The organism is Mesorhizobium vachelliae (assembly GCF_033977325.1).
Taxonomy (GTDB): domain Bacteria; phylum Pseudomonadota; class Alphaproteobacteria; order Rhizobiales; family Rhizobiaceae; genus Mesorhizobium; species Mesorhizobium vachelliae.
The window spans coordinates 87,760-111,754 of sequence record NZ_JAVIIR010000010.1; the positions used below are offsets into that span (position 1 = coordinate 87,760).

The 23,995-nt window shown below is 64.5% G+C and carries 23 protein-coding genes and 1 pseudogene; 17 read left to right on the plus strand and 7 right to left on the minus strand.

Features of this window, described 5'->3' with window-relative positions; translation table 11 throughout:
• The first annotated feature begins 37 nt into the window (after positions 1 to 37).
• Positions 38 to 1,639, plus strand: a complete 1,602-nt coding sequence (locus RFM41_RS21225) for an inorganic phosphate transporter (protein WP_320250750.1) — start codon at positions 38 to 40, stop codon at positions 1,637 to 1,639.
• Positions 1,640 to 1,697: 58 nt separating this feature from the next.
• Here the strand turns inward: RFM41_RS21225 and RFM41_RS21230 are convergent, their stop codons facing one another.
• From RFM41_RS21230 to RFM41_RS21240, 3 genes are all read right to left on the minus strand, one after another.
• Positions 1,698 to 2,549 (minus strand): DUF8737 domain-containing protein, encoded by an 852-nt coding sequence (locus RFM41_RS21230; protein WP_320250752.1) that lies wholly within the window; start codon positions 2,547 to 2,549, stop codon positions 1,698 to 1,700.
• Positions 2,550 to 3,060: 511 nt separating this feature from the next.
• Positions 3,061 to 4,221 carry a patatin-like phospholipase family protein gene (locus RFM41_RS21235; RefSeq protein ID WP_320250754.1) on the minus strand — a complete coding sequence of 387 codons (1,161 nt, stop codon included), beginning with the start codon at positions 4,219 to 4,221 and terminating at the stop codon, positions 3,061 to 3,063.
• Entirely contained in the window at positions 4,214 to 5,002 is a 789-nt protein-coding gene (locus RFM41_RS21240; RefSeq protein ID WP_320250755.1) for an acetoacetate decarboxylase, read from the minus strand. Before RFM41_RS21240 ends, RFM41_RS21235 begins: the two co-directional genes overlap by 8 nt.
• 240 nt (positions 5,003 to 5,242) lie before the next feature.
• Between RFM41_RS21240 and RFM41_RS21245 the strand changes: the two genes are divergently transcribed.
• The 7 genes from RFM41_RS21245 to RFM41_RS21275 all read left to right on the plus strand — a co-directional run bounded on the left by RFM41_RS21245 (position 5,243) and on the right by RFM41_RS21275 (position 11,380).
• Entirely contained in the window at positions 5,243 to 6,031 is a 789-nt protein-coding gene (locus RFM41_RS21245; RefSeq protein ID WP_320250757.1) for a 3-hydroxybutyrate dehydrogenase, read from the plus strand.
• 178 nt (positions 6,032 to 6,209) lie between these two features.
• On the plus strand, positions 6,210 to 7,028 hold the full coding sequence (locus RFM41_RS21250; protein ID WP_320250758.1) for a chromate resistance protein ChrB domain-containing protein: 819 nt from the start codon (positions 6,210 to 6,212) through the stop codon (positions 7,026 to 7,028).
• Complete coding sequence (chrA, locus tag RFM41_RS21255; protein WP_320250760.1) at positions 7,025 to 8,413, plus strand: chromate efflux transporter; 1,389 nt, start codon at positions 7,025 to 7,027, stop codon at positions 8,411 to 8,413. Before RFM41_RS21250 ends, chrA begins: the two co-directional genes overlap by 4 nt.
• Positions 8,414 to 8,661: 248 nt before the next feature.
• Positions 8,662 to 8,871, plus strand: coding sequence for a hypothetical protein (locus RFM41_RS21260; RefSeq protein WP_320250762.1), 210 nt, complete (start codon positions 8,662 to 8,664; stop codon positions 8,869 to 8,871).
• A 16-nt stretch (positions 8,872 to 8,887) separates the two neighbouring features.
• Positions 8,888 to 9,460, plus strand: a complete 573-nt coding sequence (locus RFM41_RS21265; RefSeq protein ID WP_320250763.1) for a sigma-70 family RNA polymerase sigma factor — start codon at positions 8,888 to 8,890, stop codon at positions 9,458 to 9,460.
• A 67-nt stretch (positions 9,461 to 9,527) separates the two neighbouring features.
• Entirely contained in the window at positions 9,528 to 10,394 is an 867-nt protein-coding gene (locus RFM41_RS21270; protein ID WP_320319295.1) for an anti-sigma factor, read from the plus strand.
• 95 nt (positions 10,395 to 10,489) lie between these two features.
• Positions 10,490 to 11,380 carry an adenylate/guanylate cyclase domain-containing protein gene (locus tag RFM41_RS21275; RefSeq protein WP_320250767.1) on the plus strand — a complete coding sequence of 297 codons (891 nt, stop codon included), beginning with the start codon at positions 10,490 to 10,492 and terminating at the stop codon, positions 11,378 to 11,380.
• Positions 11,381 to 11,421: 41 nt separating this feature from the next.
• Here RFM41_RS21275 and RFM41_RS21280 read toward each other — a convergent pair whose 3' ends face one another.
• Both RFM41_RS21280 and RFM41_RS21285 read right to left on the minus strand, forming a co-directional pair.
• Positions 11,422 to 12,525 (minus strand): ROK family transcriptional regulator, encoded by a 1,104-nt coding sequence (locus RFM41_RS21280; RefSeq protein ID WP_320250769.1) that lies wholly within the window; start codon positions 12,523 to 12,525, stop codon positions 11,422 to 11,424.
• A gap of 47 nt (positions 12,526 to 12,572) precedes the next feature.
• Positions 12,573 to 13,223 (minus strand): SGNH/GDSL hydrolase family protein, encoded by a 651-nt coding sequence (locus RFM41_RS21285; protein ID WP_320250771.1) that lies wholly within the window; start codon positions 13,221 to 13,223, stop codon positions 12,573 to 12,575.
• Between the two features lie 440 nt (positions 13,224 to 13,663).
• Between RFM41_RS21285 and RFM41_RS21290 the strand changes: the two genes are divergently transcribed.
• The 6 genes from RFM41_RS21290 to msuE all read left to right on the plus strand — a co-directional run bounded on the left by RFM41_RS21290 (position 13,664) and on the right by msuE (position 19,752).
• The gene (locus tag RFM41_RS21290; RefSeq protein WP_430691549.1) at positions 13,664 to 14,689 is read left to right on the plus strand and encodes an ABC transporter substrate-binding protein; all 1,026 of its coding nucleotides are present in this window, start codon (positions 13,664 to 13,666) and stop codon (positions 14,687 to 14,689) included.
• A 79-nt stretch (positions 14,690 to 14,768) separates the two neighbouring features.
• A complete protein-coding gene (locus RFM41_RS21295) occupies positions 14,769 to 16,298 on the plus strand; it encodes a sugar ABC transporter ATP-binding protein (RefSeq protein WP_320250775.1) in 1,530 nt (509 codons plus the stop codon).
• On the plus strand, positions 16,295 to 17,257 hold the full coding sequence (locus RFM41_RS21300) for an ABC transporter permease (protein ID WP_320250776.1): 963 nt from the start codon (positions 16,295 to 16,297) through the stop codon (positions 17,255 to 17,257). The genes RFM41_RS21295 and RFM41_RS21300 overlap by 4 nt, the downstream gene beginning before the upstream one ends.
• Complete coding sequence (locus tag RFM41_RS21305) at positions 17,258 to 18,211, plus strand: ABC transporter permease (protein WP_320250777.1); 954 nt, start codon at positions 17,258 to 17,260, stop codon at positions 18,209 to 18,211. It abuts the gene before it with no gap.
• 55 nt (positions 18,212 to 18,266) lie between these two features.
• Positions 18,267 to 18,947 (plus strand): SGNH/GDSL hydrolase family protein, encoded by a 681-nt coding sequence (locus RFM41_RS21310; protein WP_320250779.1) that lies wholly within the window; start codon positions 18,267 to 18,269, stop codon positions 18,945 to 18,947.
• A 241-nt stretch (positions 18,948 to 19,188) separates the two neighbouring features.
• Positions 19,189 to 19,752 carry an FMN reductase gene (gene msuE / locus RFM41_RS21315; protein ID WP_320250781.1) on the plus strand — a complete coding sequence of 188 codons (564 nt, stop codon included), beginning with the start codon at positions 19,189 to 19,191 and terminating at the stop codon, positions 19,750 to 19,752.
• Between the two features lie 31 nt (positions 19,753 to 19,783).
• Here msuE and RFM41_RS21320 read toward each other — a convergent pair.
• Positions 19,784 to 19,972 (minus strand): annotated as a pseudogene (locus RFM41_RS21320) (aldehyde dehydrogenase family protein); the annotation flags it as partial.
• A gap of 136 nt (positions 19,973 to 20,108) precedes the next feature.
• On the opposite strand from RFM41_RS21320, the gene RFM41_RS21325 reads away from it, so the two are divergent.
• The 3 genes from RFM41_RS21325 to dhaL all read left to right on the plus strand — a co-directional run bounded on the left by RFM41_RS21325 (position 20,109) and on the right by dhaL (position 23,371).
• Positions 20,109 to 21,515 (plus strand): NAD(P)-dependent oxidoreductase, encoded by a 1,407-nt coding sequence (locus RFM41_RS21325; RefSeq protein WP_320250785.1) that lies wholly within the window; start codon positions 20,109 to 20,111, stop codon positions 21,513 to 21,515.
• A 234-nt stretch (positions 21,516 to 21,749) separates the two neighbouring features.
• Positions 21,750 to 22,757, plus strand: a complete 1,008-nt coding sequence (locus tag RFM41_RS21330) for a dihydroxyacetone kinase subunit DhaK (RefSeq protein WP_320250787.1) — start codon at positions 21,750 to 21,752, stop codon at positions 22,755 to 22,757.
• 5 nt (positions 22,758 to 22,762) lie between these two features.
• Complete coding sequence (gene dhaL, locus RFM41_RS21335; protein ID WP_320250789.1) at positions 22,763 to 23,371, plus strand: dihydroxyacetone kinase subunit DhaL; 609 nt, start codon at positions 22,763 to 22,765, stop codon at positions 23,369 to 23,371.
• 160 nt (positions 23,372 to 23,531) lie between these two features.
• On the opposite strand, the gene derI is transcribed toward dhaL, so the two are convergent.
• On the minus strand, positions 23,532 to 23,987 hold the full coding sequence (gene derI, locus RFM41_RS21340) for a D-erythrulose-4-phosphate isomerase (protein WP_320250790.1): 456 nt from the start codon (positions 23,985 to 23,987) through the stop codon (positions 23,532 to 23,534).
• Positions 23,988 to 23,995: the final 8 nt, after the last annotated feature.

Sequence of the window (23,995 nt, forward strand, 5' to 3'; positions counted from 1 at the left end):
TCCCGGTTCTTTGCTGCAATGCAAATGGAGTGGGACAATGGTGGACGTAGTTTCCAGTGAGGCGGGGATCCCGAGACCGGATCATCCGCTTGAACAATCGAGCGGGGCCAAATGGTTCATGCCGGCTTTCGGCGTGCTGGTGCTCGTCGGCATCATCTATGTCGGCTACGCGCTGAGCCAGGATCTAGCCGAAGCCAAGACGGTGCCCTGGATCCTGCTTGGCATCGCCCTTCTGATTGCTCTGGGCTTCGAGTTCGTCAACGGCTTCCACGACACCGCCAACGCCGTGGCGACCGTGATCTACACCCGCTCGCTGCCGGCCGAATTCGCCGTCATGTGGTCGGGCGTCTTCAACTTCCTTGGGGTTCTCACGTCCAGCGGCGCGGTGGCCTTCGGCATCCTGTCGTTGCTGCCCGTCGAGCTCATCCTGCAGGTCGGCTCGTCGTCCGGTTTTGCGATGGTGTTCGCCCTGCTGGTCGCAGCCATCCTGTGGAATCTCGGCACCTGGTTCCTCGGCCTGCCGGCTTCGAGCTCGCACACGATGGTTGGCTCGATCATCGGCGTCGGCCTCGCCAACCAGTTCATGGCACCGGCCGGAAGCGCCACCAGCGGCGTCGACTGGTCGCAGGCAACCAATGTCGGCGTGACCCTGCTGGTCTCGCCGATCGTCGGCTTCTTCGCGGCCGCCCTGCTGCTTTATGTCATGAAGCTTCTGGTTCGCAATCCGGCGCTCTATTCGGCGCCGACGGGCAGCGCGCCGCCGCCGTGGTGGATCCGCGCGCTTTTGATCTTCACCTGCACTGGCGTCAGCTTCGCGCATGGCTCCAATGACGGTCAGAAGGGCATGGGCCTGATCATGCTGATCCTGATCGGCGTGGTGCCAACCGCTTTTGCACTCAACCGCACGCCCGATATCAACTATCTGGAGGCCTACAAGTCGGCTTCCGTCGCCGTCGAGCAGGCGCTCGGCAGATACATCAAGCCGGAAGTCACTGTCGCGGACGCCAAGGCGACGGTTCAGGAAGCCGTGCGGAGCAGATTGTGGAGCGACCAGACGACGGTGGCGCTGCAGAAATTCATCCACGACACGACTGCCGGGCTGCAGCCCTACGCGACGGTTGACAAGGTGCCGACCGATCTGGTCAGCAATGCCCGCAACGACATTTACCTGATCGGCGAGGCGCTGAAGCTGATCGACAAGAAGCAGCTGCTGCCGATGCAGGCCGATGACCTCAAGGCGGTCACCAACTATCACAAGGCGGTCGACAACGCGACGAAGTTCATCCCGCTGTGGGTGAAGGTCGCCGTGGCGCTGGCGCTCGGCCTCGGCACCATGGTTGGCTGGAAGCGCATCGTCGTCACCGTCGGTGAGAAGATCGGCAAGAGCCACCTGACCTATGGCCAAGGCGCCGCCGCCGAGCTGGTGGCGATGGTCACCATCGGCATGGCCGATCGCTTCGGCCTGCCGGTGTCGACCACCCATGTGCTGTCGTCCGGCGTCGCCGGCACGATGGCCGCCAACGGCTCCGGCCTGCAGTGGTCGACGGTGCGCAACCTGGCGCTTGCCTGGGTTCTCACGCTGCCGTGCTCGATAGCGCTGGCCTTCGTGCTGTTCGTGATCCTGCGCCACATTTTCTGAGGCGCAACAACCTCAAAAGTAACGGCGCCGTTGGAGGCGCCGTTACTTTTTGTTGCCTTCACGATCTATCGCCGGCAACCTCCGCCCTGTTGCGACGGCGCAACTGGCGCAGCGACAACACATGCAGCAGGATTGAGCTCGGCACCACGAAAGCGGGGGTCAGCACACCCGGATAATCGCCGGCGCCGATGCTCTGCACATCAGGAACGATCAACTGCCATGGGCCTGGGGAAGTGATCATGCCCATGGTGATCGCTACGGCGAAGTCGGCAAGGCCGAGGATGTTCCATAGAGTTGCTGCCGTGCGGCCTTCGGCTGTGCCCGTCGCCAATGCGATCGCCGCCGGTAATGCGAAAAGCCCGGTCAACGTATCGCCGATGCCTGCCGGCACTGCGAACACGCCGGGTAGTGCGCCGTGCAGCCATGCCGCGAGCGCCCAAATGCCGAATATGCGGTAGAGCTGAAGCGCGACAAGCCAGCTCGCTGGCATCGCATCGAGCACCTGCCCGATCCGCTTGGAGAACAGCACAAGCGGCGCGCCGATGATCACTGGCAGAAAGATCGCCAACGGCAACGCCGGCAAAGACGTGGTGTCCGGGTGGAAGACGCCATTGATCGCAGCGCTCCAGGCTGCCGCGAGCCACAGTGTGTCCGGGATCATGACCGCCAGCCAGGTCGCGCGGCGTTGACCTCGCGTCAGGCTTGTGTGCTCGAGGCCTCGCCATAAACCCAGCGCAATGAGTCCGTGAGCTGCGATTTGGTGGGCCGTGGTCGGAACGCCACTGGCCGGGATCGTCGGCCAACTGTAGATCAACAGTAACCACAGCGCCGTGAGCGGCGCAAACCATCCCAGGCCGCTCCAGGCGGCACGCGACGGAATGATAGCAGAGGAAGCAGCTTCGGCGGCCATCCGCGGTGCTCCATTGTGCCTAGTGCATTTGCTTAGCCCGGATGTACGCGCGCTTCTCGCAAGCGGCTATTCGCGATAATGTTGATAGGCTATGAAGGGGAACTTCACAGTCTGCAAAGAGTGCTAGGCGGAACGGAGGCATTTCCAACCGTTGCCCCTGCACAGCAGTTTTCGGCGGGCCGCCGCGGAACTCGGGTGACTCCATCGGATCAGCCAAGCGGTGCGCGTGCTTGAGGCGCGCGCCGGTACAGCGTTCGCGATGCGTATGGTGTCAGCGTTGTTCCGGCCCAGACCGGCGAAGGATACCTTCCGGACGGAAGGCCGCCCTCCGAGGCGTTCGTCGCCGCAAGCGAGTCGCGCGTGAACTCGGATAGTGGCCGGCCGGGCCGCGCTTAGCGCGTTTCACCGTTTCACGGAAACGGCGAACCGCTCTATCTCTTTGTTTTTGGCGCAATTCCAGACGGAAAACCGCTTACACTATACCTGGAATTGCTCTAGCCGGCTGCAAGTCTCAAGTCGGGTCTTCGCGGTGCAGGTCGTGGATGGTGACGCCTTCGGCATTCTCGGGCAGCATCAGCCATTTCTTGTGGCGCAGCGTGCGCTCGGTGTCTTCCAGGCCCATCTCCCAGTGTTCGCGCATCGAGGTGCCGGAAAACTCGTAGTCCTTGGCGTGGCCTTCATAGCCTTTGTGCTGGTAGATCAGGTGGACGATGTTGACGACGCCGGCGTCGGAATAGTCGGCCATCAATTCCTTCTCGCCGTCCTTGAGCTGGTCCGGCGGCACGCGCTTCAGCGCGTCGAGAAGCTTCATCTTCAAGGCATGGATGCGCTGGAAATTGTCGGTGTTCTGGCGCGTGCGGCTGGAATACATGATGTCCTTGTGGCGCGACAGGACGTCGGCCATGCCGCGCGGCAGCACGCCGCGCGCGCTGAACAGATCGACCTGGAAAACCAGCGAGGAGCGGTCCTCTTCCTGGTCGAGCAGATATTGCAGCGGCGTGTTGGAAACGATGCCGCCGTCCCAGTAATACTCGCCCTCGATGCGGATCGAGGGGAAGGCCGGCGGCAGCGCGCCGCTCGCCATGATGTGCTCCGGTCCGATGCGCACCTTGTCGGTGTCGAAATAGACGAAATTGCCGGTCCTGACATTGACCGCGCCGACGCTTAAGCGCTTCTTGCCGTCGTTCAGCACGTCGAAGTCGATCAGGCTTTCCAGCGTGTCCTTGAGCTCGGCGGTGTCGTAGAAGCTGGTGGCGCCTTCCGCTCCCGCCAGTTGGAACCAGGGGTTGGGGCTGCGCGGCTTGAAGAAGCCGGGCTGGCCCATGGTCATGGTCATCAACGACGAAGTCTGGTTGCGGATGTCGCGATAGATGTCGCCTTCGGGCGTATAGGCCCAGATCTTGCGGCCCGAGATCGTTTGCCAGAACTGCTCCAGCCGCTGCAGGCGGCGGCTCGGCTCGTTGCCGGCGATGATCGAGGCGTTGATGGCGCCGATCGAGACGCCGGACAGCCAGGTCGGCTCGCAGCCGGCATCGGCAAGCGCCTGATAGACACCCGCCTGATAGGCGCCGAGCGCGCCGCCGCCCTGGAAGACCAAAGCGATGCGGTCATATTGCGCGGTGATTTCCTGGATGGTGGCGGCAACCGCCTTGCTGCGGTTACGCTCAAGCACCGGCTTTCTCCAGCTCCTTCGCACCGGCCGCCGATCGGCCGTGGTCGGCGAGGTAATCATGCACCACTTCGCCCAAGCCGAGCGTCAGGTCGGCGGTGAAATGAACGGCCGAGACGATGTCCAGCACCGGCAGCTTGGCGACGTCCGCCATGACATGCGGGCGAAGGTCGAGCGCGGCGGGCGCCGTCCAGGCCTCCTTCAGCGTGACGTCGGTGAGGTAGTAGCGGACCAGCTCGCAGATGCGCGGGCTGCCGTCGACATGCGGGATGATCTTGATGAGGAAATTGGGCGCGGCGAGCGAGGCCAGCACCTGGTCGTGATCGGCCTCGCGGTGCTTATAGCCCATGGTGCCGGTGGCGCACAGAACGCTGCCGTAATGCAGGGTGCCGACCACCACCTCGCCTTCATGCACGATCTTGGGGCTGGCGAGCTTTTTCGGGAACCCCCAGAGCTCGCGGCCGCCGGCGATCGGCGCGTCGTCGTCGAGATACATGGAATGCACGTAGCCGCCATGCTGGCCTTTGTAGCGCACAGGGATGACCTGGCCGGTCTCGGTGTAGTCGCCGAAGCCAGTCGAATCCGGCATGCGGATGAACTCGTATTTCACCAGCGGCTCCTCGATCTCGAGTGGCGCCGGCACGACGGCCTCGAGCGCTTCGCGCGTCGTGCGGTAGGTGATGATGATGTATTCGCGGTCGAAGAAACGATAAGGGCCGGGCGGGAAGGACGGGTTGGTGAGCGGCATCGCATAGGCGCGCTTCACGACGTCGGCGATTTCCATGGCTGGTGCCCCAAACAGGTTTGAAATGACCCCGCGCGAATGCGCTGGCAAATATGTTGCACGGCAGCATGACAGTGCCGTGTCAACGCCAAGACGGCGCTTTCGGGAACCGGCAAACGCCCTTGCGGAGCTGTAATAGCGCCGACATATGGGTGTGGCATTGTGATGCTGCGGCGCACAAATCGTGTGCCTTCCCGATTGTCGGCCCCGATACTCTTCCCTCCTGTCGCGAGATTTCCCATGGGTTCCCTGTCTTCGAAGAATTCGCTCGTCACCGGCTCGACCAGCGGCATCGGCCTCGCAATCGCGCGTGCCTTCGCCGCCGAGGGCGCCAATGTCACCATCAACGGCCTGGGCGATGCCGCTGCGATCGAGCAGGAGCGGGCCGGCATCGAGAAGGATTTCGGCGTCAAGTGCCGCTACTCGGGCGCCAACATGATGGATGGTGCTGCCGTCACCGCCATGATCCGCGAGGCCGAGGAGGCGTTCGGCAGCCTCGACATCCTAGTCAACAATGCGGGCATCCAGCATGTTGCGCCGATCGAGGAGTTTCCCGACGACAAGTGGGAAGCCATCATCCGCATCAACCTTCTGGCAGCCTTCTACGCGATCAAGGCGGCGGTGCCCGGCATGAAGAGCCGCAAATGGGGCCGCATCATCAACACGGCTTCGGCGCATGCGCTGGTCGCCTCGCCGTTCAAGTCGGCCTATGTCTCGGCCAAGCACGGCATCGCCGGCCTGACCAAGACGGTTGCGCTGGAGGTCGCGCAGAACGGGATCACCGTCAATGCGATCGCGCCCGGATATGTCTGGACGCCGCTGGTCGAGAAGCAGATCCCCGATACGATGAAAGCGCGCGGCATGACCGAGGAGCAGGTCAAGCACGACGTGCTTCTGGCCGCGCAGCCTACCAAGGAGTTCGTCACCGTCGAGGAGCTTGCCGCGCTTGCGCTGTTCCTGTGCACGGATGCGGCCAAGCAGATCACCGGCACGACCCTGCCGATGGATGGCGGCTGGACGGCGCAGTAAGGCCACCGGCCGTTTCAGTTTAGGGGCGGGGCGGAGATACTGCCTTTCCCGCAATTTGAATTCTTGACAATCGCGGGGGACCGTTCCAGCATTCCCGCAAGGGGTTCCCCGCGACGACCCCGTGAGGCGTCAGCCCAACGATCGCGTCCAGACTCTCTCTGTTCAGGAGGTGGACGCCATGCCATCAACAACCGCAATTACCGTTCCGCAGCTTGCCCGTCTCGTCGGCCTGCCCGACGCGCCTTGCCTGGTCGATGTGCGCACCGACGAGGATTATGAAGCCGATCCGCGCCTGTTGCCGGCCTCATGCCGGCGCGATTTCCGGACGGTCCCGACCTGGGCAGCGGAATTTTCCGGACGCAAGGTCGTCGTGATCTGCCAGAGCGGGCAGAAGCTCTCGCAAGGCGTTGCCGCATGGTTGCGTCATGAAGGCATTCCGGCGGAGTCGCTTGAAGGCGGCTTCGAGGCCTGGGTCGCCGCCAAGGCTTCGTTGGTCAGCGCCGGCGCGATCCCGCCGCGCGACGAAAAGGGGCGTACGGTCTGGGTCACGCGTTCGCGGCCGAAGGTCGACCGCATCGCATGCCCCTGGCTGATCCGCCGCTTCGTCGATCCGAAGGCGGTGTTCCTGTTCGTCGATCCGGCCGAGGTGCCCTTGGTGGCCGATCGGTTCGCAGCGGTTCCGTTCGACATCGAAGGCGTGTTCTGGAGCCATCGCGACGATCGCTGCACATTCGATACGATGATCGAGGAATTCGGCCTGTGCGTCGAAGCGCTCGATCGCCTGGCGCTGATCGTGCGCGGGGCGGACACGGCGCGCCTCGACCTCGTGCCGCAGGCGGCGGGGTTCCTCGCCGCCTCGCTCGGCCTGTCGCGCATGTTCCGCGACGACCTCGAGCAGCTCGAGGCCGGCATGCTACTCTACGACGCCTTCTTCCGCTGGTGCCGCGACGCCGCGGACGAGACGCATAACTGGCCGGCGGGAGGCAAGGCGCAATGACCGCGCTCGCCAAGAACGACGCCGCGCGGCCGGTCGAGGCTCCGGCCAAGCCGAGCTTCCGCGAGGCGACGCGGCTCTGGGCAAAGATCGGCGTGCTCTCCTTCGGCGGGCCGGCCGGGCAGATCGCGCTGATGCACAGGGAGCTGGTCGAGGAGCGCCGCTGGATCGGCGAGGAGCGTTTCCTGCACGCGCTCAATTACTGCATGCTCCTGCCCGGGCCCGAAGCGCAGCAGCTTGCCGTCTATATCGGCTGGCTGCTGCACCGGACGGCGGGCGGCCTCGTCGCGGGCATCCTGTTCGTGCTGCCAGGTGCGCTGGTCATGCTGGGCCTGAGCAGCTTCTATATGCTCTATAACGACGCGCCGGTCGTCGAAGCGCTGTTCTTCGGAATCAAGGCGGCGGTGCTTGCCGTCGTCGTCGAGGCGGTGATCCGCATCGGCAAGCGGGCGCTGAAGAACCGCGCGATGGTGGCGATCGCCGTGGCGGCCTTCCTCGCTATCTACGTCGCCAAGGTGCCGTTCCCGCTGATCGTGCTTGCAGCGGGGCTCATCGGCTGGGCCGGCAACCGCTTCGCGCCAAGGCTTTTTTCCGGCTCGGCGCATGGCAAGGGCAGCGCCACCGCTGACAGAAGAGGCGTGGTCGATCTGATGTTCGAGCGCGGCGAGCTTGGCCACGCCGTGCCGTCACGAGGGCATGCTCTCCGCACCGTCGCCATCTGGTTGCCGCTATGGCTGGGGCCAGTGGCGCTGATCGCCGTGCTGGCGGGGCCAGGCAGCGTCTGGGCGCAGATCGGCGGCTTCTTCAGCCTGATGGCCGTCGTCACCTTCGGCGGCGCCTATGCGGTGCTCGCCTATGTCGCGCAGGCTGCGGTCACCTCGTTCGGCTGGCTCTCGCCGGGCCAGATGGTCGACGGGCTGGGACTTGCCGAAACGACGCCCGGACCGCTGATCCTGGTGCTGCAATTCGTCGGCTTCGCCGCGGCCTATCGCCATGCCGGCGCGATCAATCCCTTGCTTGCCGGATCGCTCGGGTCGGCGCTGACGCTTTGGGCCACCTTCGTCCCTTGCTTCTTCTGGATATTCCTGGGCGCGCCCTACATCGAGCAGCTCAGGCAGAACAAGGCGCTGGCGGCGGCGCTGGGCGCGATCACCGCGGCGGTCGTCGGTGTCATCATGAACCTTGCGCTGTGGTTCGCGCTGCATGTCGTCTTCGGCAAGGTCGCAAGCGTCGGCTGGGGCGTGGAGGTTCCGGTCCTGTCCTCGCTCGACTGGCGCGCCGCGCTGCTGTCGGTGGCGGCGATGGTCGCCATGTTCAGGCTGAAACTCGGCATGCTGCCGACGCTGGGGGCCTCGGCTCTGGCGGGACTTGCGCTGCTGGCGCTGTAGGCCGTACGCCATCGCGATCACATTAGCGTGAACGAAAAAGCTTACCGGCCGGGAATAAACGGCCCGGTCCGCCGGTCTCCAGGGCATGCGCCCTTTGTGCGCAACAAAAGGAGACCATCATGAAGCGGCACGAAGACAAATACGCACGGGCTGATGAGGGCGAAGGTGTCAGCCGCCGTCGTCCCCTGGAGCGTTGCAGCTGGGCGCATCTGTTCTGGGCGATACCGCCCCGCCGCCGGCCCTGACCCGTGTCGATCGCAACCATCAAGATCCACGACCATGACGGCAAGCACCCCGTTGCAGCCAGCGATGCGCCGTCCCCTGCCGAGGCGCCCCTTGCTTCCGAGACACTTGACTCCGGTGACACCAATGCCTTCTCCTCCCTCGAAGCAGGCGCCATCGCCTGCGGTCGCGATCTTCACCCGCACGAGCAGGGACAGATCGTCGCCTCCCGCTGAGGGCGGCGGCAGACCCATGGCGGGAGCGCCCGACGGCGGAACGGTGTTGAGCGAAAAGATGCTGGCCGCGCGTTTTGCCGAAGTGGTGCTGCCGCACCTTGGCGATGCGTTGTCGCTTGCCCGCTGGATGACCGGCAACACGGCCGATGCCGAGGATGTCGTGCAGGAGGCCTGCCTCAAGGCGCATGCGGGCATTGCCGGCTTTGCCGGCGGCAATGCCCGCGCCTGGCTGCTCACCATCGTGCGCAACGCCTCCTATACATGGATGGCGAAGAACCGTCCGCGCAGCGTGGTTGCCGTCGGCGACCTCGCCGATCTCGACGACGTGTCGCCGCCGCCCGACTCCGATGCCGACAGCCCGGAGGCGGCGCTGATCGCCAAGGCGAATTCGGCGGCGGTGGAAGCGGCGATCGCAAGGCTGCCGCAAGCCTTCCGCGAAACGCTGGTGCTGCGCGACATAAACGGTCTCAGCTACCGCGAGATCGCCACCATGCTCGGCGTGCCGCAAGGCACGGTGATGTCGCGGCTGGCGAGAGCCCGCGGCCTCTTGATGACGGAACTTGGAGGGCGCCGCCATGAGCCCGCATGAAAATCGCCCGCGTGAGGATGGCCCCCGTGAGGATGGATTGCCGCAAGACCCGCAGGATATGAAGCTGATGATCCACGCCCTTGTCGATGGCGAGCTCGACGCCGCGGCCGCCTTGGCGGTCGAGCGCCGCATGGCCGCCGATCCGGAGCTTTCCGCCGAATATGCGCGCCTGATGGCGCTGCGCGGCGCTGTCGCCAACGTGCCGCGCCCGGCCGTCAGCGACGATTTCCTGGCGCGCATCGCGGCCATCGCCGAGGTGAAGGATCCCGGGGCCGCGGAGGTCGCGCAGTCTGAGCCCGTAAAGGCGGAAGCGCAGCCGTCCGTTCAACCGCAACAGCAGCAGGGCAATGTCGTCGAGATGCGGCCGCGCGCGGCACGCTGGTTCAACTCCTTCGACTGGCGCCAGATGGCGGCCTCGATCGCGCTCACGGCTGTTCTCGCCAGTGGCGCCACGCAGTGGCTGACGACGGCGGACAATGGCTCCGACAGCTTCGCGGTCGCCGTCGCCAACGGCCATCGCCGCAGCCTGCTCGCGGCGACCCCGGTCGACATCGTCTCGTCCGACCGCCACACCGTGAAGCCGTGGCTCGATGGCCGCATCGGCGTGTCGCCGGCGGCGCCCGACATGACCAAGGACGGCTACGCGCTGCTTGGCGGCCGCGTCGAGGTGATCGGTGACAGGCCGATGCCGGCGCTGGTCTACCGCCATCACGAGCATCTGATCACGCTGGTGGCCGCACCCCGGCAGAACGAAGCCAAATCGGTGCCGGTGGCGGACGACCTGTCGGCGGGCGGCTTCCTCCTGGTCCACTGGACCGACGACGCCTTCTCCTACTGGGCGATCTCGGACGCCGAGCGCCCGGCGCTGGACGATTTCGTCGCCCGCTTCCGGGCGGCGATCATCGCCAATCCGGCGGCGGGAAGCCCGGGTTAGCCCCGTCGCGCCGGCGCCTTTGGCGTGCACGTAGATAAGTCAAAGTCGACTTTGGTATGCTATACACGCCGCGTTCTCGGGGCGGATACGAGTCGATGGATCAGGAAAGACTTCTGGCCGCAGTCCTCCTAGCTGATGTCGTGGGCAGCACGCCGCTCTATGAGCGCATCGGCGACGATGCGGCCCTACAGCAGGTCTCGGATTGCCTCGACGCGATACGCGAGATTGTCGCCCGGCATGGCGGTGATTTCATTTACTCGAAGGGCGATGACGTGCTCAGCCTGTTCGAGAGGCCGGAGGCGGCACTGGGAGCCGTCTGCCAAATCAGCAGCCAACTGACGAAAGGGCCGTTGAGCGCCCGTATCGGATTGCATTTCGGGGCGGTCATTCGCGCGCGCGGCGCGCTATTCGGCGACGTGGTCAATGTCACCGCGAGGTTGTCCGCCACGGCCAATCCCGGGGAGGTGCTGATCAGCCAGAGCTTCTTCGAAGCCCTTTCCTCGGGCAGCCGCGATGCCTTGCGGCTCCTCGACAAAATGGCCTTCAAGGGGAAGCAGGAACTCTTCGACGTCTATACCCTGGGAAGCGACGATGCGGCCCCCAACACGCATATCGCCAGCCAGGGCACCTTTGTCGACAGGCGCTCCGCGCCGCCGCCGCGGGTCAATCTGGTCATCCGCTATGAAGATCAGTTGCGATCCTGCCGAAACAACGAATTCGTGACGATCGGCCGATCGCCGGAATGCAATATCGTCGTCCAGCGGCCGTGGGTCTCAAGGCACCACGCGACCTTCACCATTTCGAATGGCAAGGCCCGGCTCGTCGAGCGAAGCTCGTCGGGCACATTTGTGTCGATGGGACCCGGCGATGAAGTATTCGTACGCCGCGAAGATATTGTCCTCTTCGGCTCCGGCGTCATCTCGCCTGGCCGCAGATCGTCCCTCGGCGACGCCCAGATTCTTCACTACGAAATTATCTCAGGCTGACCCGGCGTCGCCCCGTCGGCAGCCTTCGACCGTTGTAAACTTCACTCCACCATGAACCGCGAGCTGAAAGGAAGGCCCGCCGCTCCCACTGCCTTGGGCGAACGCTCGATGTTGCCGGCTATGGCGGCTATGCCCGGCATGGCCTGCTCGAGTTCCCGGCAGATCGCCTTGCAGACCGCCTGGGGCGCGTAGGAGGACAGGACGACCGAGGTGATCGGAACGAACTGCTTCAGAGCCGAGATCGACGACTTCATTTGCCCTACCAGCTCGCGCTGCCACGCGATCTCGGCCTCGCCAAATGACGGCCAGCCCGCGCCTCTTTCCCAGAGCTCGGACGTCTGCCTTCCTTGTCTGGTGATCTCTTGTTCGAGCCGCAGGATACCGACATCGAAGCTCACCGCGCCGGTGGTGTTGTAGATCTGGTGGTTGAGGACAAGGCGGCTGTGCAGGCGCGCGCCGAGATAGAAGAAAAGATAGTCCGAAAGGTGCTTGGCGACGCCGAACATGCTTTCACCGCCGGCCGCCGCCGTGATGTCGTTCTGGACGTAGACGGGGTAACCGATCTCCCGCTCGACCTCTTCCTGCAAGGCGTCGAACCGCTCGCGGGCCGCCTTGGGTGTCAGCTCGAGCTCCACCTCGTCGCCCGGCAGGGCAAGGCCGATGCCGGCGATGCGTGAATGAAGGTGCTGCGGCAAATCGGCGATGGCCTTGGCGACAGCGCTCATGAATTGCGGATGGTTGGTGTCCTGCGCGGCAGCCGAGAACGGCAGCACCGCATGGGAGCGGATCGAGCCGACAAAATCGACGAGCACGACCTCCACCTGCCGGTGCCCGACGCTGATGCCGACGGAATAGGCGCCTTCGGGATTGAGCGATAGCGGCACCGTCGGCGGCCCGACGCGCCCGCGCTGGGCTTCGCCCTTCGCGATCAACCCCTCCTGCTCAAGCGATCGGACGATGACGGATACCGTCTGTGCCGACAGGCCGGTCCGCTCGCCGATCTCGAGGCGAGTGATATCCTTGCTCTGGAGCAGGAGCGACAGCACGAGGCGCTCGTTGTAGCTGCGCACGCTGACGGCGTTGAGGCCGCTGGCGCGGTCCGCAATCCGCAGCGGGTTAGGCGGCGCGAAGCGCATGTCAGGCATGGTGCGTCCTCTCGCAATCGGTCGTGCGGGACACCCGTATGCCGCGTTTATTTCTCATCCGGCCACCCGATTGCTTCGACTTCGCGGGCCAGCGCACGGCCAAGCGAGGCATGCGCCTGTCCGTTGATGTGGAATCCGTCGAGCGGATCGCAGGTGACGACCGAGCCCGCGTCGAAGAAATGCACTTCGAGCGAATCGGCGATGATCTCGAATTCGAGCGCCAGCTGCCGCGACTTCGCCGGCGCGCCGGCGAAGATCGACCGCCATTCCTTGATGTCATCCAGCATCGGTGGCGGAGACACGATCATGATCTCGGGCACGCTACCGCCCGGACCGGGCTTCAGCTCTTTGATGTCGTAGACAAGGCAGCCCATGGCCATCGCCACTTCCGAGGCCGGCTGGTTGAAACGCGCCTTGAGGTCGTTGGTGCCCAGCATGATGATGACGAGATCGAGAACGGCATGGCTCTGCAGGCATGGCCTGAGGTAAGTGCGCCCGTTCTTGTGGGCACCCTCGATCGGATCATCGCGCACCGTCGTGCGGCCGCTGAGACCTTCCTCGATGACATGCCAGCCGACGCCCAGCTCCCTTGCCATGACACCGGGCCAGCGTTCGGCCGGGCCGTAGCGGTCAAGCGGCGTGCCGCCGGGGACCTGCCCGTGTGTGTTGGAGTCGCCGTAGCACAAGACCGATCGCATGCTCCTCCCCGATCCAGCCAAGGTTCCGATTTGCAGGGGTTATCGGACGAGAGTCGGCCGTCCGCGTCCCGCGACCCTGCCATCTGGCGGAAAGGTAGCGCAAGCCGCAAAGATAATCCATCACTCTGAATAATTATTGACAGCCCGCCGGATCGATGATTGAAGTGAGCCTGGGAGGAATGCCCCGAAACTTTTGCGCCGACCGGCTGCCATGATCCATGGCGGCAACGCTGGACCTTTGTCTCCAGCAGCCATGCGCGCGGGTTGAGCGTTGAACTGAAGCAGTGCCGGCTCGCCCGGCAGGTGCGGTGTTTGGCCATGGCCGGACGCCGATGGGGAAGTCGTGGCCCTGGTCGCCAGGGTTCGTGGAGCTTGAGAAGGAGGATGGCTCAGTGAGACGGATTATCCAATCAATCGCAGCGGCAGTGATCGCGACCACCATGTGGTGCGCTCCCTCGTTCGCCGACGACGTATCGCTGCTCGACGGGGTTACCGCCCGTGCCGGCGACAACCCGACGGTCGAGGCCGGGAAGTTCAAGAAAGATCCGCCGTGGGTCATCGGCATGAGCGATTTCGGCGTCAATGCCAACACCTGGACGGTGCAAGTTGCACATGAGGCCGAGGCGGCCGCGGCCAAGGACAAGCGCATCGCCAAGTTCATCCTGCTCGATGCCGGCTTCGACCAGAAGAAGCAGGTCGCCGACATCGAGGACCTGATTGCCCAGAAGGTCGACGCCATCATCGTCCAGCCGGTCACCTCGACCTCGGCGGACGCCAGCATCGCCAAGGCCGTGGCGGCGGGCATTCCCGTCATCGTGCATACCGGTCGCATCGAGAGCGACGCCTTCACCACCGAAATCCAGGGCGGCGCCGAGCATTTCGGCAAGGTAATGGGCGACTTCCTGGTCAAGGAGCTTGGCGGCAAGGGCAATATCTGGGTGCTGCGCGGGCTCGCCGGCCATCCTGAAGACACCAACCGCTACAACGGCCTGCTGCAGGCGCTGAAGGGGACCGACGTCAAGATCATCGCCGAGGAGCATGGCGACTGGCAGTACGACAAGGCCAAGAAGCTCTGCGAGACGCTCTACCTCAACAATCCCGAGGTCGGCGGCATCTGGTCTTCCGGCGCCGACATGACGCGCGCCTGCGTTGACGTCTTCAAGCAGTTCGGCGCCAAGATTCCGCCGATCACCGGCGAGGGCAACAACGGCTTCTTCGGCCAGTGGATCGCCGACGGCTTCAAGTCGATCTCGGCGGAATACAGCCCAGCCCAGGGCGCCGCCGGCATCCGGGCCGCGGTCGCCCTGCTCGAAGGCAAGGAGTTGAAGAAGCACTATGACTACAACCCGCCCGGCTGGGATATCGAGAAGGTCAAGAAATACTACCGCGATGATCTCTCGGCCAATGTCTGGTGGCCATCGGAGCTGCCTGAAGACAAGCTGAAGGAGTTCTACGCCAAGAAATAAAGGGTGGCGCCATCGTGGCGCGGGCGGCAGCGACGCTGCCCGCGCCACCGAATTCCCTGAATGCAGCGGTGCTTGTTTCGTGAAAACCCTTGTCGAAATGTCGGATATCCGGAAGGCGTTCGCCGGCACGGCGGCGCTGAAGGGAGTCTCGATCACACTCCAGTCAGGCTCCGTGCATGCGCTGATGGGCGAGAACGGTGCCGGCAAATCGACGCTGATGAAGATACTCGCCGGCGTCCACCAGCCCGATAGCGGCGCCATACTGCGCGACGGGCGCCAGGTCGTCTTCCACAAGCCGAAGGACGCGTTGGAAGCCGGCATCTCCACCGTGTTCCAGGAATTGTCGCTGCTGCCCAATTTGACGATCGCCGAAAACATGTTTCTCGGCCGGGAGCCGGCCACCGCTTTCGGCGGCGTTGACCATCGCCGCATGCGGCGCGAGGCGGGCAAGGCGCTTGCCGAACTCGGCCTCGCGCTCGATCCGGGCACACTGGTCTCGAGGCTCAGCATCGCTGAGCGGCAATTCGTCGAGATCGCGCACGGCATCATGACCGACGCCAGCGTGTTCATCCTCGACGAGCCGACGGCGGCGCTCAATGCCGCCGATGTCGAAGTGTTGAATCGCCACATCCGCAGGCTGAAGGATGAGGGCAAGGCGGTGGTCTACATTTCGCACCGCATGGACGAGATCTTCGCCATTTGCGATACCGTCACGGTGCTCAAGGACGGCGAATTCGTCGGCACCAGAGCAATCGCCGAGATGACGCCGGCGTCGCTGATCGCGATGATGGTCGGCCGCGAGCTTGCCGACCTCTTTCCCAGGCGCGGCGATGCCCCTGGCCCCGCCATGCTTTCGGTCGAGGATTTCCGTATCACCGAGCGCTCCAGGCCGTTTTCGCTGGAGCTGCGCCGCGGCGAGATCGTCGCGCTGGCCGGGCTGGAAGGACAGGGCCAGCAGCGCTTCCTGCGCTCGCTGGTCGGCCAATACCACCCCTTCGCCGGCCGTGTGACGATCAAGGGCAAGTTACTGCCCTTGCCGGTGTCGCCTGGTGGCGGCGTGCGCAGGCTGCAGGCGATGGGCGTCGGCTTCGTGCCGGAAGATCGCAAGGAAGACGGGCTCTTCCTCGGCCTTTCCGTGGCGCACAACATTGCCGCCGCGCTCCATTCAAAACGGTCGGAACTGGCGCTGGCCGCCGGCTATCAGCGGCGGATCGCCGACACGATGTCGAGCCTTGCCGTGAAAGCCAGCGGTCCAGGCGCCATCGTCGGCACGCTGTCCGGCGGCAACCAGCAGAAGGTGCTGCTTGGCCGCTACCTTGCCGCCGACATCGACATCCTGCTCGTCGAAGAGCCGACGCGCGGCGTCGACATCGGCGCAAAGTCCGAGATCTACCGGCTGCTGCGCGACTTTGCGCGCAAGGGCGGCGCGGTGCTGGTGCTGTCGCGCGAGACGGTCGAGCTGATCGGGCTCTGCGACCGCATCTGCGTCGTCCACGACGACACGGTCGTGAAGGAAATGCCGGCGGCCGACGCCACGGAGCACAATATCCTCGACGCCGCGCTCAGCGCCAACGGGGACGCCAACGGGGCGAGAGGTGAGCGCCGATGACAGCCATCAGCAGACGCCTGACGGGCGCGAGAGGATCGCGCCAGGGCATGTGGGTGCTGCCCTTGCTGATCGCGCTGGCCATCGCGCTCTGGCTCAGCCTCGAGACGGCGCAGTTCCTGAACGGGGAAAACCTGCTCAATCTGGTGCCGCAGGCGATGCCGCTCGTCATCACCGCGGTCGGCCAGATGTTCGTCATCCTGCTTGGCGGGCTCGACCTTTCGGTCGGCTCGATGATCAGCTTCACGACGGCGGTGCTCGCCCTCGGCGGACCAGCCTGGGTGCTGATCCCGGCGGTGTTCGCGCTGGCCGCGCTTGTCGGCTTCTGCAACGGCCTCATCATCACCCGCTTCAACGTGCACCCGATCATCGCGACGCTGTCGACGCAATACATCCTGCTCGGGATCACGCGGGTGCTGCGGCCGGTTTCGGGCGGCACGGTGCCGGATATCGTCATCAGCGCCGTGGCCGGGTCCTTCCTTGGTGTACCCATGCCGGTGTTCTGGGGGGTATTCACCCTCCTGGTCGCCTGGAAGCTGCTCTACGGCTCCCGCTTCGGGCTGCATCTTTTCGCGATCGGCGGCGGCGTGTCGTCCGGCGTTGAGGATGCGGCGCACAATTTCGGCATCGCCGACCGGCGCAACATCGTGCTTGCCTATGTGATCTGCGCCTGCTTCGCGGCGCTTGCCGGCATCTTCCTCGCCGGGCGCATCGTCTCGGGCGACCCGAATGTCGGGCTGTTGTTCGAGCTCGACGCGATCACGGCCGTGGCCATCGGCGGCACCCAGCTTTCCGGTGGCATCGGCAGCCTGCACGGCACCATCATCGGCGCGCTCGTCATGGCGCTGCTCGCCAACGGCATGAACCTGACGAACGTGTCGCCTTTCATCCAGACCACCATCAAGGGGGCGATCCTGCTTCTGGTGGTCGCCCTGCAGTCGCGCAAGAAGATGGGGTTGTAAGTGGCAGCCGCGCTCGCCAATCCCGTCTTGCGCCGCCTGCTGCGCGTCCCGCCGGCCTATTACGTCTTTGCCGTGCTGCTCGTGGTTCTGTGGATCGCGCGGCCGAACATGCTCAATCTCAACATCATGGGCATATTCGTGCGCCAGATCGTGCCGCTCGGCATATTGGTGCTCGGCCAGCTTCTGGTCATGCGGGTGCGAAGCATCGACCTGTCGGGCGGCGGCGTCATCCTGCTCATCAACTACACGATCTCGTCCGGCGTCTTCCCCGGCGCGTCCATGGCCTTCTTTGTCGTCCTGGCGCTCGGCATCGGCCTCGCGGTCGGGTTGTTCAACGGCCTGATGGTTGGGGTGAGGCGGGTCTCGGCCGTCATCGTGACGCTCGCGGTCGGCATCGTCCTGGTCGGGATCGTGCAATATCTGTCCAGCGGCAAGCCGCCCGGCGATGTGCCCGGCATGTTCGCCGACATCTACAACACCAAGCTCGGTCCGGCGCCGACGCCGGTGATCTTCTGGGTTGCGGTTTCGGCGGCGCTGTCGCTGTTCCTGTCGCGCACGGTCTTCGGCCGCTATGTGACCTCGGTGGGCGAGAACGCGCAGGCGGCACATTTCTCCGGCGTCCCGGTCGCCCGCACGGTCGTGCTTGCCCATACGCTCGCTGGTCTGTTCGCGGGTATTGCCGCGCTGGTCCAGACGGCTTCGATCGCCGTCGGCAGCGTCAGGGTCGGCCTCGATCTGCCCATCCTGGCGGTCGCCGCGACCATCCTCGGCGGCGTCGTCTTCGGCCGCGGGGAGGGCGGTGTCTGGGGGCCGTTCTTCGGCGTGCTGTCGTTCGCGCTGCTGTTCGTGGTGATGACGACCTTCGGCGTCGACGAGCCAGGCAAGCTGATCGCGCAGGGCCTCATCATCCTGCTCGCGGCGATCTTCTACGGCATCAGGCAAAGGTCGAGCTGAGCGGGCAAGTCCGGAACGGCCAACAGTCAATCGCATAGGGAAATGGATTGGAGACATGACCAAAAGATCGATCTTGTGTTTTGGAGATTCGCTGACCTGGGGCTGGATTCCGGTCATCGAGGGATCGCCGACGCATCGCTACGCCTATGAGGACCGCTGGACGGGTGCGATGGCCTCGCATCTCGGCGACGGGTACCATGTGATCGAGGAGGGTTTGAGCGCCCGCACCACCAGCCTCGACGACCCCAACGATCCGCGCCTCAACGGCAGCGCCTACCTGCCCTCGGCCATCGCCAGCCACCTGCCGCTCGACCTCGTCATCGTGATGCTCGGTACCAATGACACCAAGTCGTTCTTCCGCCGCACACCCTATGAGATCGCCAACGGCATGGCCAAGCTCGTCGGCCAGATCCTCACCAGCGCCGGTGGTGTCGGTACACCCTATCCGGCTCCCCAGGCGCTGGTGGTCGCGCCGCCGCCGCTGACCCCGATGCCGCATCCCTTCTTCCAAGGCATGTTCGCGGGCGGCCATGAGAAGACGGCGGCGCTCGCGGCCGAATATCGCGCCATGGCGGATTTCGCGAAGGTCGATTTCCTCAATGCCGGTGACTTCATCACGACCGACGGCTGCGACGGAATCCACTTCACGGCGCAGAACAACCGCGACCTCGGCAAGTCGATAGCGGACAAGGTCCAGGAGATCTTCGCGCGCCAGCCCGATCGCAAAGTTGCCTGAGGATTCAAATATTGCCGTGCATCGGCCCCTCCAGACCGTTGCGCGATCGCGGGACCGGCGCGGCACCGCCGGCCCGCAACTTCGGCAAGCTGCTCGACCATGGAAACCATGAACCGACCGATCCATGGAAAAATTGTTCGGGGAGACGCCCTCGAAAGGCGGATCGTTCCTTCTAAGGCAGGCTAGAGTCTATAAAAATTATAGACATTAGATCCAGCGCCGGCGTTCGAGGGAAATGAGCATGCCCAATCCAACCGTTGTCGGTTTCTCCGGAAATTTCACCCGGCCGTCGAAGACGCGCGGTTTCGTCGAGCAGGTGGTCAGGGACATCGCGGCCCGCAATAATCTGTCTGCCAGCACCTTTGATATAGAGGACGTCGGCGCCTCGCTCGGCAGCGCCAAATGGGCGCGCGATCTCGACCAGCAGGCCCGCGATATTCTCGACAGGGTCGTCAACGCCGATGTGCTGGTGGTCGGATCGCCGACCTACAAGGGCAGCTATACCGGTCTGTTCAAGCACTTCTTCGATCTGCTCGATCCGGCCTCGCTGAGGGGCAAGCCGGTGCTGCTGCTCGCAACGGGTGGTGGCGAGCGGCATGCGCTGATCGTCGAGCATCAATTGCGGCCGCTGTTCGGCTTCTTCGAGGCCCTGGCGCTGCCCACTGCGGTCTATGCGACGGACAAGGATTTCGCAGACGGCGTGCTGGTGTCCGAAGCGATCCGCAAGCGCGTTGCGCAGGCGGTCGACGAGGCGGGCTATGCGCTCTCCCGCCGCGTCGCCGGCCAGCGGATCGCGGCGGAATAGCCGAAGCAGCCCGCCCGGCGCTGCGGCTGCTTCAGGTCTCCGTGACGAACTTGGTTCGCAGATAAGCGTCCAATCCCTCTATTCCGGACTCCGATCCGTAACCGGACTCGTTCACGCCACCGAACGGGGTTTCCGGCGTGGACACCATCATATGGTTGACGCCGACGAGGCCGGCCTCGAGCGCAAGCTCGCTCTTTTGCGCAAGCGCCATATCGCGGGTGCTCGCCGTTCAGGGCCGACAGGTTCTAGCTTCCTGGGCCAGATCTCTCGCTTTGCGACCCGGATATGACGCTTCACGTGGTCCATCGGATAACGGATTGGAGTAGCTGGAGGCAGCCGCAGGGAAACGACGCTTCATGACATCAGCCAATATTCTGATTTGCGACTTTGTCGGCCTCCGCTTCGGTGCCGACGGCAATCCCGACCACAGCGAGGTCAAGGCCTATATCGAAGCCAAGGGTGGCGTGTTCCACCAGACAGGCATCGCCAAGGCCGGCCCTCTTGACCCCGGCAAGCTGCATTTCTTCTACCTGCCGCAATTGAGCACGCGCGACGAATTGTTGGCCGAGGCAGGCGAGGGCCGTTATGACGCCGTCATCGCCGCCGCGACCTTCATTCCGGCGGAGGCCAGGTTCCGCCTCGGCGGCGTGCGCATCGGCGCCGGCACCGGCAATATGGGTTCGGCATCCTGGGGTGCGGGCAGCGGAGAGGGCGGCGAAGCGCCGCTGATGAACACGCCTGGCATCAACAGCCGCGCCACCGCGCAAATGGCCATGAAGGCGCTGCTGAAAGTCAGGCCGGATCTTCCGGTGGACAGGCTTAACGCCCTGGTTGCCAGCGGGCAGTTCGATACGGGAAAAGACCTGCGCCATTACCCGACCGAGAAGCTCGAAGGCAAAAGACTGGCGGTGATCGGCTATGGCAATATCGGCCGGGAATTCGCCAGGCTCGGCCAGGCCTTCGGCATGCTGGTCACCATCCATGCGCGGCCCCGTCACCGGAAATGGATCGAGCTGGAAGGCTTCGACTATGCAGCAAGCATGGTGGACGCGGCTCGCGGCGCGGACGCGCTTTCGGTCCACCTCGGCCTGGGCGCTTTCGACGCCGGCCAGCAAAAATACGCCAACGCCAGACTGATCGGAGACGAGGTGCTTTCCGCCCTCAACCCAGGCGCCGTGCTCATCAACTACGATCGTGGCGAACTGGTCGACGTGTCAGCGCTGGGGCGCGCGCTGGCGTCGGGGCGCGTTTCCCATGCGGCGATCGATGCCGACCTGTTCAATGACGGCGGCACAATTTCGGGACCGATGCTGCCCTATCTCAAGCTGGTCGAGGCCCATGGCCAGCGTCTGGAACTTCTGCCTCATGCCGCGGCCGACACCGATCATCCTTCCCGCGTCGCGGGGGCCAAGCAAGCGGTCGATCAGATCTATGCCGCCGTCGTCGAGCATCGCGTCCACAATCTGAAAGGATCGCTGCCTCCGGGCTTTGTCGACATGGGCGCGAAAGTCCCGCCCGGCATCGGCGGCATCACACCCCGGCATTTGGCGGCGCTGGCCGACGATCAGGCCATTGCCGCCGATCTCGCCCGGTCGAGCGCTCTCGTCGCCGCGTTCTGGGAACGCATCCTGGCTGCGTCCGAGCAGGAACGGCAGGCATTGATCGCTTCCGGAGGCGAGGCATTCGCCGAGGCCGCGAACCGCCTCTCCACACTTATGCGCAGGCACCAGCTTTCGGGGCCGTTCACTTCGGGATCGCTCTGACCCCACCCGTGCGGCCGAAAACGCAAGGCCGCTCCATCTCTTCGTTTTGATGCGATTCCGAGCGGAAAACCGCTTCACACTTTTCCTGGAATTGCTCTAAAGCGCGTCGCGATCTTTCAGATTCGCTCCATGCGCTTTAGGCTTTTGATTTTACGCATGTCTTTATCCCGAAACCGGTTCCCAGTTTCGGGAGACATGCTCTAGTCTCGCGGTCGGAGATGCAGGGAGGTGCGGATGAGCCTGACGCAGAAGCTGATCAATGACGGCAATGCGGCCGTGGACGAAATGCTGGTTGGTATCATGGCCGCGCATCCCGAGCATCTCTGGCGCCCTGACAACGCCCCGCGCGCGGTCGTTGCCAAGCATGGTCCGCGGGCCGGCAAGGTAGCGCTGGTGGTCGGCGGCGGCTCGGGTCATGAGCCGACCTTCCTGGGCTATGTCGGCAAGGGACTGGCAGATGCCGCAGCGATCGGCAATGTCTTCGCCTCGCCCCCTCCGCAACCGGCGGTCGACGCGGCGATGGCCGCGAGCGGCGGCGCCGGCGTGCTGTTCCTATACGGCAACTATGCCGGCGACGTGATGAACTTCGACATGGCGGCCGAGCTTCTGGAGATGGAAGGCATCGAGGCGCGCACGGTGCTGACCACCGACGACATCGCGTCGGCGCCGCGCGACCAAAGGCAAAAGCGCCGTGGCGTGGCCGGCAACGTGTTCATCTTCAAGGCCGCCGGCGCGGCCGCCGACCTGATGAAGCCGCTGGACGAGGTGGAGCGGATCGCCCGTCACGCCAACGACCGCACCTTCACGATGGGCGTGGCGCTCTCGTCCTGTTCCCTGCCGCAGACAAGGCGGCCAAGCTTCGATCTCCCCGTTGGCGAGATGGAGATCGGCATGGGCATCCATGGCGAGCCCGGTGTGCGGCGCGGGCCATTGCGTTCGGCCAACGATGTCGTGGACGAAATCATGGACGCGATCCTGGCGGAAATGAAGGCGCCGGCCGGCGATCATGTCGCGGTGCTCGTCAACTCGCTCGGCGCGACGCCGCTGATGGAGCTCTACATCCTGAACGCGCGGATCGCGGAGCGCCTGCAGGCTGCCGGGCTGGTTGTCCACAAGACGCTGGTCGGTCCCTATTGCACTTCGCTCGACATGGCCGGCGCCTCGATCACCGTCATGCATCTCGACGACGAATTGCAACGCATGATCGACCATCCCTGCGACTGCGCCATGTTTCGGAGCTGAGCGAGATGGAGTTTACGACCGGGAATTTGCGAGCCCTTCTTGGCGCCTTCTCCCAGCGGATGGCCACCGAGCGCGACAGGCTCTGCGCGCTTGACGGGGTGATCGGCGACGCCGATCACGGCATTGCCATGGAACAAGGCATGAAGGCCGCGTCGGACGCAGCTCAGGTCGCCGAAGGCACGCTGCAGGACGTCTTCAATGCCGCTGCCAAAGGCTTTCTCAACGCAGTCGGCGCCTCCTCAGGGCCACTCTACGCAACCGCTCTTCTGCGCGCCGGCAAGGCCGCGGGTCCGCGCCTATCCATGCCGGGAGCTGATTTGCGAACGATCATTGTGGCGATGCGCGACGGCATCGTCCAGCGCGGCAAGGCGGAGCCCGGCCAAAAGACAATGCTCGACGCCTGGGGGCCGGCTGCGGACGCCGCAGCCGACGGTCAGAGTGCCGATGCCATAGTCGCTGCGGCCCGGCAAGGAGCAGAAGCGACACGCAACATGGTCGCAACCATCGGCCGCGCCGCACGCCTCGGCGAGCGTTCTCTGGGCCACCCGGACCCGGGCTCGATTTCGGCCGCTATGCTGATCGAAGAAATCTGCAATGCGATGAAAGCCGCTTAACCCTTCTTTTTGTGGGCGATGAGCTTCCGATGAAATGAGTTGGCCGGCACCGCAAGCCTAAAGCATGTCTCCCGAAAGTGGGAACCGGTTTCGGGATAAAGACATGCTTAGAATAAAAACCTAAAGCGCATGGAGCGAATCTGAAAGATCGCGACGCGCTTTAGCGGGCGTTGTACTTGGCGTCGACTTGATCGATGGCGGCGACGTTGCCGGCCGACCGCCCCTGCGGGTCGAACGTCTCTTTGAGAAAGGCATCGGCGATAGCTTTCGCGAGTTCCGTGCCGATGACGCGCGCCCCCATGGTGATGATCTGGGCATTGTTGGAGAGCGCGGCACGCTCGGCCGAGTACGTATCGTGGGTCAGCGCCGCGCGGATGCCCGGCACCTTGTTGGCCGAGATGCAGACGCCGATCCCCGTGCCGCAGATCAGGATGGCTCGATCATATTTGCCGGCCAGCAGATCGCTGGCGACGCGGTCGGACAGATTGGCATAGAAAGGGTCGGGGCCGCCCTCGGCGCGCGACACTTCCGACACCTCGTGCCTGTCTTTCAGGTAATCCGCGAGAACCTTGGCGAGGCCTTCGCCGGCGCTGTCGCCGGCCACTGCAAGTCTCATGGTCAATT